Source organism: Acidovorax sp. ACV02, from assembly GCF_014851475.1.
Classification (GTDB): Bacteria; Pseudomonadota; Gammaproteobacteria; order Burkholderiales; family Burkholderiaceae_C; genus Acidovorax; species Acidovorax delafieldii.
Genome location: NZ_JACUZU010000005.1, coordinates 159,123 through 171,395, shown reverse-complemented (window position 1 = coordinate 171,395; position 12,273 = coordinate 159,123). Strand labels below are relative to the sequence as shown.

General features: G+C 62.0%; 10 protein-coding genes. 4 read left to right on the top strand and 6 right to left on the bottom strand.

The features are described 5' to 3' along the window. Nucleotides 1–70: 70 nt before the first annotated feature. A complete protein-coding gene (gene pstS / locus IB236_RS13670; protein ID WP_192421186.1) occupies nucleotides 71–1,093 on the bottom strand; it encodes a phosphate ABC transporter substrate-binding protein PstS in 1,023 nt (340 codons plus the stop codon). Between the two features lie 261 nt (nucleotides 1,094–1,354). Between pstS and IB236_RS13665 the strand changes: the two genes are divergently transcribed. Continuing rightward, complete coding sequence (locus IB236_RS13665; protein WP_192421185.1) at nucleotides 1,355–2,833, top strand: Ppx/GppA phosphatase family protein; 1,479 nt, start codon at nucleotides 1,355–1,357, stop codon at nucleotides 2,831–2,833. A 52-nt stretch (nucleotides 2,834–2,885) separates the two neighbouring features. After that, a complete protein-coding gene (locus IB236_RS13660; protein WP_192421184.1) occupies nucleotides 2,886–3,425 on the top strand; it encodes a hypothetical protein in 540 nt (179 codons plus the stop codon). Between the two features lie 64 nt (nucleotides 3,426–3,489). Here the strand turns inward: IB236_RS13660 and sixA are convergent, their stop codons facing one another. The 5 genes from sixA to IB236_RS13635 form a co-directional block, all read right to left on the bottom strand. Next, on the bottom strand, nucleotides 3,490–3,954 hold the full coding sequence (sixA, locus tag IB236_RS13655) for a phosphohistidine phosphatase SixA (RefSeq protein ID WP_056743589.1): 465 nt from the start codon (nucleotides 3,952–3,954) through the stop codon (nucleotides 3,490–3,492). Continuing rightward, the gene (gene ppk1 / locus IB236_RS13650) at nucleotides 3,951–6,011 is read right to left on the bottom strand and encodes a polyphosphate kinase 1 (RefSeq protein WP_192421318.1); all 2,061 of its coding nucleotides are present in this window, start codon (nucleotides 6,009–6,011) and stop codon (nucleotides 3,951–3,953) included. Before ppk1 ends, sixA begins: the two co-directional genes overlap by 4 nt. Nucleotides 6,012–6,185: 174 nt before the next feature. After that, nucleotides 6,186–7,277 (bottom strand): glycosyltransferase family 1 protein, encoded by a 1,092-nt coding sequence (locus tag IB236_RS13645; protein WP_192421183.1) that lies wholly within the window; start codon nucleotides 7,275–7,277, stop codon nucleotides 6,186–6,188. Beyond that, a complete protein-coding gene (locus IB236_RS13640; RefSeq protein WP_192421182.1) occupies nucleotides 7,274–8,143 on the bottom strand; it encodes a UDP-2,3-diacylglucosamine diphosphatase in 870 nt (289 codons plus the stop codon). Before IB236_RS13640 ends, IB236_RS13645 begins: the two co-directional genes overlap by 4 nt. Nucleotides 8,144–8,146: 3 nt before the next feature. After that, entirely contained in the window at nucleotides 8,147–8,986 is an 840-nt protein-coding gene (locus IB236_RS13635) for a GNAT family N-acetyltransferase (RefSeq protein WP_225581146.1), read from the bottom strand. Between IB236_RS13635 and IB236_RS13630 the strand changes: the two genes are divergently transcribed. Both IB236_RS13630 and IB236_RS13625 read left to right on the top strand, forming a co-directional pair. Next, nucleotides 8,985–9,167, top strand: a complete 183-nt coding sequence (locus IB236_RS13630) for a hypothetical protein (RefSeq protein WP_143227256.1) — start codon at nucleotides 8,985–8,987, stop codon at nucleotides 9,165–9,167. The genes IB236_RS13635 and IB236_RS13630 overlap by 2 nt on opposite strands. 15 nt (nucleotides 9,168–9,182) lie before the next feature. Further along, nucleotides 9,183–12,134 (top strand): EAL domain-containing protein, encoded by a 2,952-nt coding sequence (locus tag IB236_RS13625; RefSeq protein ID WP_192421181.1) that lies wholly within the window; start codon nucleotides 9,183–9,185, stop codon nucleotides 12,132–12,134. The last annotated feature ends 139 nt before the right edge of the window (nucleotides 12,135–12,273 follow it).

Below are 12,273 nucleotides of genomic sequence, written 5' to 3'. Positions count from 1 at the left end.
GGAGACCCCACAAACCAGCGCCCATCGGTCAGACCAGCCGGCCGATGGGCACTATTCTGGGGCAAACCGCTTACTTCTTGATTTGCGACCAGACCTTGGAACGGATCTGCGCCGTCAGAGCGTCAGGCAGCGGCACGTAGTCCAGGTCAGCAGCCATGGTTTTGCCGTTCTTGAAGGCCCAGTCAAAGAATTTCAGGACTTCGGCTGACTGGGCCTTGTCTGCGGGGTCGGCGTACATGAGGATGAAGGATGCCGTGCTCACGGGCCAGCTGTTGGCACCCTTGGCGTTCACCATCGAAATACCCATGCCAGGCACGCTGAACCAGTCAGCGCTCGCAGCCGCCGCTGCAAAGGTGGCATCGTCGGGCGCCACATACTTGCCATCAGCGTTCTGCAGTTGCAGGAAAGTCATGTTGTTCTTCTTGACGTAGGCGTACTCCACGTAGCCCAGGGCACCCTTCACACGGGTCACGTTGGCTGCAACACCTTCATTGCCCTTGCCTCCCACCGAAGACTGAGCAGGCCACTTCACTGCAGCACCCTTGCCCACCGTATCCGCCCATTCCTTGCTGACAGAGCTCAGGTAGTCGGTCCAGTTGAATGTGGTGCCAGAGCCATCGGCGCGGTGCACGATGGTGATGTTCTGGTCGGGCAGCGTCTTGCCGGGGTTCAGGGCTGCCAGCTTGGCATCGTTCCACTTGGTGATCTTGCCCAGATACATTTCGGCCAGGACGGTGCCGGTCACGCGCAGTTCGCCTGGCTTGAAACCGTCCAGATTCACCACAGGCACGGTGCCACCGATGATGGCAGGAAACTGCACCATGCCGTCTTTTTCCAGTTCAGCGCCCGACAGAGGGGCATCGGTAGCGCCAAAAGCCACGGTCTTGGCGCGGATCTGGCGAATACCACCCGAGGAACCGATGGACTGGTAGTTCAGACCCACGCCGGTTTCCTTCTTGTAGGCTTCAGCCCACTTGGCATACATCGGGAAGGGGAACGTAGCGCCGGCGCCGGTGATGTCTGCCGCAAAGGCGTTGCCCACTGCCAAGGCGGTCAGAGCTACTGCGACGGTTTTGAGAAATACGCGTTTCATGAGGTACCTTTCGGCAGGGGTTAACAGGAACAGAGCGAACTCTAGAGGCCTATCGTGACAATTCAGTGACATACATAACCAACCTCAGACCATTGCAACACCCTCATGACGCGGCATCGCTGGCGTCATGAATGCGTCACACAACCTCGTCACACTCCCGCCATCTCCCGGTCACTTGCCCGCCCAGCCAATGGCGGCCCGCTTCGGATCAGGCCACGCGCATCGCGGTACGATGCCGCACGCAGCTCCCACCAAACACACATGCAGAACGGCACACGCCTCGCCGCAGTCGATCTCGGCTCCAACAGTTTTCGCCTGGAAATCGGGCGCTATGAGTTCGGACACGTCCAGCGGGTGGAATACCTCAAGGAAACCGTGCGCCAGGGCAACGGGCTGGATGAAGATCGGAACCTGACTCGCGACGCCATGGAGCGCGGCTGGGCTTGTCTGGCGCGCTTTGGCGAGCGCCTGGCGGGCTTTCCCCGCGCGCAGGTCCGTGCAGTGGCCACTCAAACACTGCGTGAAGCACGCAATCGCGAAGAATTCCTGTCACGCGGCAGTGAGGTGCTGGGATACCCTATCGACGTGGTGTCTGGCCCGGAAGAAGCTCGCTTGATTTACCAGGGCGTAGCCCGATTGCTGCCTCAGTCGGACGAGCGCCGCCTGGTGGTGGATATCGGAGGTCGGTCCACCGAATTGATCCTCGGCGAGCAATTCACGCCCCACGCGGTGGCCTCTTTCCGGGTTGGCAGCGTCGCTTGGTCACAACGGTACTTTGCCAAGGGAGAGTTCTCTGCCCACGCCTTCCTGGCGGCGGAGATTGCTGCCAAGGCGGTACTCGATGAGGCGCTGGAGACTTTTCGCCCCGATGCATGGGATGTTGCCTATGGGTCGTCTGGCACGGCGGGCGCCGTGGGGGACATTCTGTCCGCTGCAGGAGGTTCGCAGGGTCTGATCACCCGCGATGGGCTGAACTGGCTGCGGGAGCGTTTGCTCCGCGCCCAAAGTGCCGACCGGCTGCGCATGGACGGACTCAAGGAAGAGCGCCGTGCAGTCATCGGGGGGGGCATCAGCGTGCTGCGCGCCGTTTTTGACCTGCTGGACATCCACGAGATGCAGGTGGCGCAAGGAGCACTACGCCAGGGCGCCTTGTATGACCTTCTGGATCGGGAGCAACCCGGCACCGACCTTCGCACCACCACCGTCCAAGGGCTGATGCAGCGGTTTGGCGTGGACATGGAGCATGCAGACCGCGTGGCGCGCACCGCCTGCGCACTGTTTGACCAAGCTGCTCCACCCGGGAGCGAACGTGCCAGCCGCAAGCTGGACTGGGCAGCCCGCCTGCATGAGATTGGCTGCCGCATTTCCCACAGCGACTACCACCGACACGGCGCTTACATTCTCGACAACACTGATGCCGCTGGTTTTGCGGTGCCAGAACTGCACCGCCTGGGAGTGCTGGTGCAGGGGCAGCGGGGCAAGGTACGAAAGCTGGGGGTGGAACTCGAAGATCCGATTTTTGTGCTGCAGCTCTTGTGCTTGCGCTTGGCCGTGGCGCTCTGCCATGCACGCCGGGAGCCCGATACCAAAGGACTGTCGTTGCAGCTGGACAGGCAGCGATTTGAGGTCAGCGCTCGCCCGGGCTGGGCCATGGCCTACCCACAGTCTGCCCACCTTCTGCGCGAAGAAATTCAAGCCTGGCAAAAAACCCCCTGGGAGCTGGCTGTGGGCATGCCTTGAGGGAAAACAATAAACGATATAAACTGTTTATACCGTTTATCAATCCTCTGCCATGACCACTGCTACTACAACCCCCAACCCCTCCGCCACACCCGCCGCGCCCGCAGCAGCCCAGCCCGCCAAGGCCGTCAAGTCAACCAGGCCGGCAACAGCACCCAAGGCTCCAAAGGCATCCAAGGCTGTCAAGCCCACCAAAAAGGCCGTGGCAGAAAAGGCGCCGACTTCCAAACCAGCAGCTGCGACCAAGCCTGCCAAGGCAGCTGCTGCAGTGAAAACCGGCAAGGCCACCGAGACCAAGGGCAAAAAGCCCAAGCTGGTCCGTGACAGCTTCACCATCCCCAAAGACGAGTACGCGGTGCTCGACACCCTGAAAGACCGTGCCACAGCACTGGCCCACCCCGTCAAGAAAAGCGAGCTGTTGCGCGCAGGGCTCAAGGTGCTGGCAGGTCTGTCAGACAGCGCGTTGCGCAGCGCTTTGCAAGCGGTGCCTTCCATCAAGACCGGTCGCCCAAAGGCCGACACAGCTGAAGCCGCGCCAACTGTCCCAGCCAAGGCAACGACCAAGTCCAGCGGCAAAGCAGGACGCAAGTAAACCTGTCCCGAGACACGGCGTGTCCAGGGGCACGGCTTCGGGCCCTCGGACATCGCCGGGCAAGCTAAAGAAACTCCGGTGACTGCACGGCCATGAGCACGGTCTGGCTTTGATCCCAGCGCTGGCGCTGGCGCAACCACCACACGGAGCCCTTGCGCACAGGGCACTCGGGGGCCTGTAGTTGCAACAACTGGGCAACGGTCTGGCCCAGCATGGGCTGGTGCCCCACCACCAGAACAGCACCCTTGGCACGCGGCCATTGCACGAGCTCTAGCAAATCCTGTGGTGTACCGCCAGGCAACAACTCGGCGCGCATCTTGAATTTGCGGCCCAAAGCGTGGGCAGTTTGCTCAGTCCGCCGCGCTGGACTTGCCACCACCCTCAGGCCTTCCGGCAGTTGACGATCAAGCCAGGCCGCCATACGCGCCGCCTGCTTCTCGCCCCGGGCCGTGAGCGGGCGTGCAAGATCATCGCTACCGTCTTCTGCCTCTTCCGCCTCGGCATGACGCCAAAGGATCAAATCCATCATGCGACCCCTGGCTCCTCGCGACCCAGAGCAGGCCGTGGCCCATAGCGCACCATCAACGCATTTTGGGCACCACTACCGTCCACCGGGTGCACAGCGCGGTCGTAGACGCCTGCGGCATTCAACGTCCAGGCATCGCGGTCATCACACAGGTAGGCCACCAAACATTCATCAATGATCTGCTGGCGCAGCTTGGGGTCAGTCACTGGCCACGCCAGCTCGACGCGGCGCATCATGTTGCGGTTCATCCAATCGGCACTCGACAGATAGAGGTCTTCTTCGCCCCCCGCGCGGAAATAGAAAACACGCGTGTGCTCCAGGAACCGACCAATCACCGAGCGCACCCGGATGTTGTCCGTCACTCCCGGCACCTGCGGAGCCAGCATGCAGGCCCCGCGCACAATCAGATCGATGCGTGCGCCGCGCTGCCCAGCGAGGATCAACGCCCGCATCAATCCCTCGTCGGTCAGGGCATTCATCTTGGCAACGATCCGTGCGTCTTCCCCGCGGCTGGCAGCCAGTCCCACGCGCTCGATTTTTTCGATCATGCGGCGATGCAAATGGAACGGTGCCAGCATGAGCTTGCGCAGCTTGGGAGGCCGGTTCTGGCTGGCCAGGTGATTGAAAACACCGTCCATATCGGCAGTGGTTTCTTCATCTGCCGTGAGGTAACTCAGGTCTGTGTACAGCTTGGCCGTACGCACGTTGTAGTTGCCAGTGGAGAGATGGCCGTAACGGCGTAACTGCCGCCCTTCACGGCGTGTGACGAGCAGCATCTTCGCGTGGGTCTTGAGGCCCACGACGCCATAGACCACCTGCGCCCCAATCGACTCCAGCGCCTCTGCCCAATTGATGTTGGCCTCCTCGTCAAAGCGTGCTTTCAGCTCCACCACCGCCATCACCTCCTTGCCTCGGCGTACCGCCTCGCTGAGCAGGTCCATGAGTTCGGAGTCGGCGCCCGTGCGGTAAATGGTCTGTTTGATGACCAGCACGTCCGGGTCGTTCACAGCCTCCCGCAGGAACGCAAGCAAACCATCAAAGCTCTCGAACGGCTGGTGGATCAACACGTCGCGCTCGCGCAGCTGGCCCATGATGGACACCCCTGGCTGGAGCTGACGAGGCCAAGCGGAACTCCACGGCGGGAACAGCAACGCGGGATCGTTCACCAAGTCCACCAGCTGATTCAGGCGCACCAAGTTCACAGGACCATGTACACGGTACAAGGCCGCGTTGGGCAGATCAAATTGCTGCAACAAGAAGTCGGACAGGAAGCGAGAGCAACCCGCAGAGACTTCCAGGCGCACAGCCTGTCCGTAATGACGATGCTGCAGGCCCTGCCGCAAGGCGGTGCGCAGGTTACGAACATCCTCTTCGTCCAGTGCCAGATCGGAGTGGCGTGTGACACGAAACTGGGAAAACTCCGTCACTTCGCGGCCAGGAAAGAGGTCTTCCAAATGGGCACGCACGATGCTGGACAAGCTGACGAACAACGCCCCGTCGGACGCAACCTTCTTTGGCATGCGGATCAGGCGGGGCAGTGCACGCGGTACCTTGACGATGGCGATTTCGTTCTCGCGGCCGAAGGCATCATGCCCCTTTAGACGCACTATGAAGTTCAACGACTTATTAGCCACCTGCGGAAACGGGTGGGCCGGATCGAGTCCCACCGGAATCAACAGAGGACGGACCTCGCGCGCAAAATACTCGTGCACCCAGCGCCTCTGCTCTGAGGAGCGGTCACCATGCGCCACGATACGTATCCCATGCTTTGCAAATGCGGGAACCAGTGCTTCGTTGTACAGCGCGTATTGCCGCTCTACCAGGTCGTGTACCTGAGCGGACAGGGCCTCGAACGACGCTGCGGTGTAGAGCCCCTTGGTCTCGCCCTTCTTGGCCGCCGTGATGTGCGCTGCAGCACGTACTTCGAAAAACTCGTCGAGGTTGGATGACACGATGCACAGGTAGCGCAGCCGCTCCAGCAGCGGGACATCTGTGCGAACCGCCCAGTCGAACACGCGTTCGTTAAATGCCAGGATGCTGTGGTCGCGGTCCAGAAACATGTGGGGGGCAACGCCCGTGACAGCCCCCACAGCCGCAAAATCGTTGTCATGTAACACGGCGTGCGAGGAGTCCCCGACAGCATCGAGGTGCTCGCGCTGCAAAGGGATGGAATCAACAGGAGGCAGGGGCAGCATGGATACGCGCGTACAGCAATTGCGGGATCGCTGCAGTATTTAACGCCCAGATGACAACTGCGTGACAGACTTTGTGACAGACACGAAAACTCCCCGCGAGCTGGAGCGGGCTGGCACCAGGTACTGCTGAAACAGCCTGGCCGCATGTGCCCAGGTGAACTCCAGCGCCCGGCTTCGTGCTTCGGACCTGGGTATGGACAAGGCCTGCTGCGTGGCCGCCAGAAGGCTCGCGTGCAACACGCCGCCCATCGGCACCCTGCCGCCCCCTGCACCCAGGACCTCCCGCGGACCATCTTCAGGAAAGGCAGCGACCGGCGTGCCGCAAGCCATTGCCTCCAGCATGACCAGCCCAAAGGTTTCGGAGCGGCTCGGAAACACAAAGACATCGGCCGAGGCGTAGACCTGTGCCAGCGCCTCCCGGTCCAGAATGCCAAGCCAGCGTACCTGCGGGTACTTGGCTTTCAGCCGTGCCTCGAGCGGGCCAACACCACACACCACCTTCGTGCCCGGCATGTCCATCTGCAAAAAGGCATCGATGTTCTTTTCATATGAAATGCGCCCCACATACAGCGCCACAGGATGCGCCAGAACGCCAGTGAGCGGACTCTGACAGACCTCACCATGAAAGCGAAACGCCTGGGTGTCCACACCGTGCGTCCATAACCGCAGTTGGCGAAAGCCCCGCTGCTGCAGCATTTGCAAGACACCCTGCGTAGGAACCATCACCCCCGACGAAGGGCGATGAAAATGCCTGAAAAGCGCATAACCCCAACCCAGTGGTATGCGCAAGGCTGCCTGAAGAATCTCGGGAAACCTTGTGTGAAAGGCTGTGGTGAACGCCAGGCCACGCTTGAGACAGTAACGACGCCCCGCCCAGCCCAGAGGCCCCTCGGTCGCCAGATGAATGGCATCGGGCTGCAGGGCGTCCAACTTCTGGGTGAGTAACTTGTAGGGTCGCACCGCCAGATCAATGCCAGCGTAACCGGGACAAGGACGGGTAGAAAACTGACCAGGATGCAGGACCTGCACGTCATGCCCGGCATCTTCCAGCTCTCGCACCAACTCGACCAAAGTGGTCACCACGCCATTGACCTGTGGCAGCCATGCATCAGTCAGCAGCGCAATCTTCATGCGGACACCTGTGTGGTCTGTCTGGACAGATTGGCGGCAGGCACAGCGGGCCATTGCAACAGCTCCAGCCGACCATCAAGGTGCTCGACGAGTGCTGTGTGGCTCTCCACCCAGTCGCCATCGTTGCAATACAAGGTGCCACCAATCTCGCGCATCTCCGCGCGGTGGATATGTCCGCAGACCACTCCGTCATGCCCGCGGCGACGGGCCTCTGCGGCCACCGCCACTTCAAAATCGGTGACGTAGTTGAGCGCCTTTTTTACCTTGCCTTTCAGGTAAGCTGACAAAGACCAATACGGAAGCCCCATCCGCGCCCGAAGGATGTTGAGATGGCGGTTCAGCTTGAGCGTGAATTCATAGAGGTTGTCACCCACGTAGGCGAGCCATTTGGCACACTGGATCACACCATCAAAGTGGTCACCATGCGTGACCCACAGGCGGCGCCCATCTGCAGTGGTATGCACAGCATCGGACACCACCTCGATACCGCCAAAAGAATGCCCCACAAAGGCTCGGGCAAATTCGTCGTGGTTACCAGGAACAAACACCACGCGACACCCCTTGCGCGCGCGGCGCAACAGCTTTTGCACCACATCGTTGTGCGCCTGTGGCCAGAACCAACGGCGGCGCAACTGCCACCCATCCACGATGTCTCCCACCAGGTACAGATGGTCGCTGGGATGGTGCTTCAGAAAATCCAGAAGCGCTTCAGCCTGACACCCAGGCGTGCCGAGGTGCAAATCCGAAATGAACACCGCACGGAACCGGCGTTGACCGGCAAACGCCGCAAGGGCGTCGGGCTCTGCATCCTGCGGCACCTGGGACTCGTTCAACCAAGGGCCCAGGGCGTCGAACGCGGCACGCACCGGTCAGGCCCCCAGAAAATGCTTGCGGTAGCGGGGATGCAGGTCGGCCAGCCGCATCAGCATGGGCAGGTCGGCGGTATTGAAATCCGGATCCCACGCCGGTGCACCCAGTACACGGGCGCCCAGTCGCAGATAGCCTTTGATCAGGGCCGGTGGGTCCACGGCAATGGATCCGTCCAGATGCTCCACGGGCAACGGCAGGCGCGGCAGCACGTGGTATTCGATGGGTGCCAGATGGGTCTTTCGCACTTGCTGCCAGATGCTGGCCGCCGCATCGCCACTGACCACGCCATTGTGAAGCATGGGAATGCTGGCGCAGCCGATCATCGTGTCGAGTTCGTTGCGCACCATGAAGTCCGCCAGCGCGCTCCACAGCGCCATGATCACGCCGCCGTGGCGGTGGTCGGGATGCACACAGCTGCGGCCCAGCTCCACCATGCGCGGGCGCAGCGTGCGCAAGCGCGTCAAGTCGAATTCGGTATCGCTGTAAGTTCCGCCCACCCGCTTGGCCTGCGCGGGCGTCAGCACCCGGTAAGTCCCAATGACTTGCTGGCTCGGAGCGTCGCGCACCAGAAGGTGCTCGCAATAGTCGTCAAACAGGTCCACGTCGTGGCCAGGAATGGGGGTCGTCAATCGAGCGCCCATCTCTGCCGCGAACACCTCAAACCGCAAGCGCTGTGCCTCACGGACCTCATCCAGATGCCTGGCCCAAGTCACCTCGATAGCACCACGCACCGGGATAGCATGCACAGCGCCCGGCACAACACCAGAAGGCTGAACAATACCGGTACCTGTAGCCTCCGGCGATGTGGACAACTGCATCAAAGTGGGCAGGTCGTTCATGGACAACGTCTCCTTCGGTAAGAACGGGCACAGCTGGAATTTCCAAACAGAGCGGGAATCCGCTTTCCTGGCCGGGAGTGTGAAAGCCGCGCATGACATGCCCATGTCTTCGGCGTGTCAACGCCATGACAATGCGCGCTTTCCATTGGCACGGGCCCTCACCGATGGCCTGCATAATTGACTGAGGAACTCCGCCGTGCCGTCCCCCGCCCTGCCCCCCACACGCAGCCCCATCGCAGCCTTTGTGGCTGTGTTTGTGCTGGCAGCCGCCTGCGCTGGTGCTTTGATCTGGACGCTGGAACGCCAGGAACGTGCGCAGCAGCGCACCCAAGCCGCCGATGTGGCGGGCGATCATGTCCAGGCCCTGCAGCGCGCCATCGAGTTGGCACTGTCGGCCAACAACACTCTGGTGGCGCTGGTGCGCCAGGGCCACGGGAACGTTCCCCAGTTCGAAGAAATCGGCGTGCAGATGCTGCCTTTCTACCCGGGCATCGCGGCCATGGGCCTGTCCCCTGGAGGGGTAGTGCAACAGGTTGTTCCCCGTGCAGGCAACGAAAATTCGATTGGTTTTGACCAGCTCAACGACCCCCGCCAAGGGGCGGAGTCCGCGCGTGCCCGCGAGTCCGGCGTGTTGACGCTGGCGGGGCCCATGGAGCTGGTCCAGGGCGGCCTGGGCGTCGTGGGGCGCCAACCGGTGTACCTGGAAGATGACCTGGGGCGCAGGAGCTTCTGGGGTTTTACTTACGTCACCATCCGTCTGCCCGAGGTGCTGGCCACCGCCCGGTTGCCCCAGCTCAAGGAACGGGGTTTTCACTATCGATTGTGGCGTGTCCGCCCGGATAACAACCAGGAGCAGACCATCGCGACGTCTGACCCTCCGCCCACCGGTGACGCTGTTGGCCGGTCCCTGACCCTGCCCAATGGCCAGTGGACGCTCAGCCTGACACCCGCCAAGGGATGGGGCGCGCCAGATGTGCTGGCTCTGCGCTGTGCCTTGGGCTTGCTGTTTGCGTTGCTGATGGGCTACCTGGCGCGCTTGCTGGTCGAATTGAAGGTGCACGAGCGCGGTCTGGCGACACAGGTGGCCCAGCGGACCTCCGAGATCCAGGCCACACAGCAGCAGCTGCGCGCCACCATCGATGCAATTCCCGATCCGTTGTTTGAAATCGACCAGGACGGCCGCTATTGCAGCGTGCACAGCCCTCGTGCCGAGTTGCTCATGGGCCCTGCTGAGCAATTGATCGGCCGCAATGTCACCGAGGTGTTACCTGCCCTGGCTGCACTGACGGTGATGGATGTGCTCAATGAAGCGCAATCCCAGGGATGGTCCACTGGACGCCAGATCATGTTGGACCTGCCTGGCCTGGGGCCCACCTGGTTCGAACTTTCTGCGGCCCGCAAGGCGGGATCAGCGGGAGGAAAACCCAGGTTCATCGTGCTGTCCCGCGACATTTCAGAACGCAAGCGGTCGCAAGAACAACTGCAGTTGACGGCCCAGGTGTTTGACCAGAGCGGCGAGGCCATCGTGATTGCCGATGCGGCCCAGACCATCGTGCGCATCAACCGGGCATTCAGCCGCATCACCGGCTACTCCGAAGCGGAGGCCGTAGGTCAGTCGATGCGCCTGCTCACAGTGGCAGAGTCCACCCGAGACTTCGATGCCGACCTGGTGTACACCCATCTCACCAAAGAAGGGCACTGGGAAGGCGAAGCCTGGGGCCGCCGCAAGGACGGATCGACCTACCCCCAGTGGCTGTCCGTCAGCCGCGTGCGCGATGGCAATGGCAGCACCACCCACTCCATCACGCTGTTCCGCGACATCACCCTGCAACGCGAGGCTCAGGACCGCATCCAGCGCCTCGCGCATTTCGACCCCCTCACTGACCTGCCCAACCGTGCGCTCCTGGCAGAGCGCGCCCAACGCCACATCGAACAAGAGCAAGCGCGGGGCGGAACGCTGGCCTTGCTGTTCCTGGACCTGGACCACTTCAAGAACGTCAACGACTCGCTGGGGCACCGCATTGGCGACATCCTGCTGGTGGCAGTAGCGCGACGGCTGGAGTCCCTGCTGGGCACACAGGACACCGTATCGCGCCTGGGAGGGGATGAATTTTTGCTGCTGCTACCCGCTGCCTCGGCCCTGCAGGCGGCCGACGTAGCCAACCGTTTGCTGATGGCCGTGGCGCAGCCGTTTCAGGTGGAGCCTTACGAACTCACCACCACCCTGTCCGTAGGCATTGCCATGTATCCGGCGGACGGAGACTCATTCGACACCCTGTACCAGCGCGCTGATGCCGCCATGTACCGTGCCAAGCAAAGCGGGCGCAACCGCTTTGGCTTTTTCACCGCCGACCTGGAGGCACGGACCGCCCGAGCCTTACAGATCGAAAACGCACTGCGCCGGGCACTGGAACGCAACCAGTTCGAGCTGCACTACCAACCCCAGGTGTCACTCACCACGCGCCAAGTAGTCGGTGCCGAGGCGCTGCTGCGCTGGAGCCACCCCGAGCTGGGCATGGTGTCCCCGGCGGAGTTCATCCCTGTGGCAGAAAGCAGCGGCATGATCGTCGCAATTGGCGAGTGGGTGCTGAACACTGCCGTGCATGACGCCAAGCGCTGGCTGGACCTTCAATTGCCACTGCGGGCTGTGTCAGTCAATCTGTCGGCGGTGCAGTTCCGTCACCCCCAGTTGCCCGAGATGGTGACACGCTGCCTGCAACAAGCCGGACTGCCTGCGCGTCGGCTGGAGCTGGAGCTGACCGAGGGAGCTGCGGTAGACGACCCCGCTGCTGCACTGGCCATGATGGACCAATTGCACGACCGGGGCGTCCGGCTGTCGATGGATGACTTTGGCACGGGATATTCATCGTTGAGCTACCTTAAGCGCTTCCAGATCTACAAGCTCAAGATCGACCAGTCGTTTGTGCGCGACCTGGACGACGACGCCAATGACCGGGCCATTGTCAGCGCCATCATCCGCATGGCGCAGGCCTTGGGCATGCAGACGACCGCCGAGGGGGTGGAGACCGATGGCCAGCTGGAGTTTCTGCGCGCCCAGGGCTGCGACGAAGGCCAGGGTTACCTGTTCAGCCGCCCTCTGGCGGCCGATGCCTTTGAGGCCTATCTGCGGGAACACTTGGGACGCTAAAAAAAGCCGGGCAAAGTGTCTCTGCACCCTCTCGCGCCAGAGCTCCTGGCGACTGCACTTGCATCAGCCGTACGGCAGAACCTGCAGCGCTGTACCTGAGGCATACCCTCAAACGGCTTGTAAGCTGCCGCTGCTACAC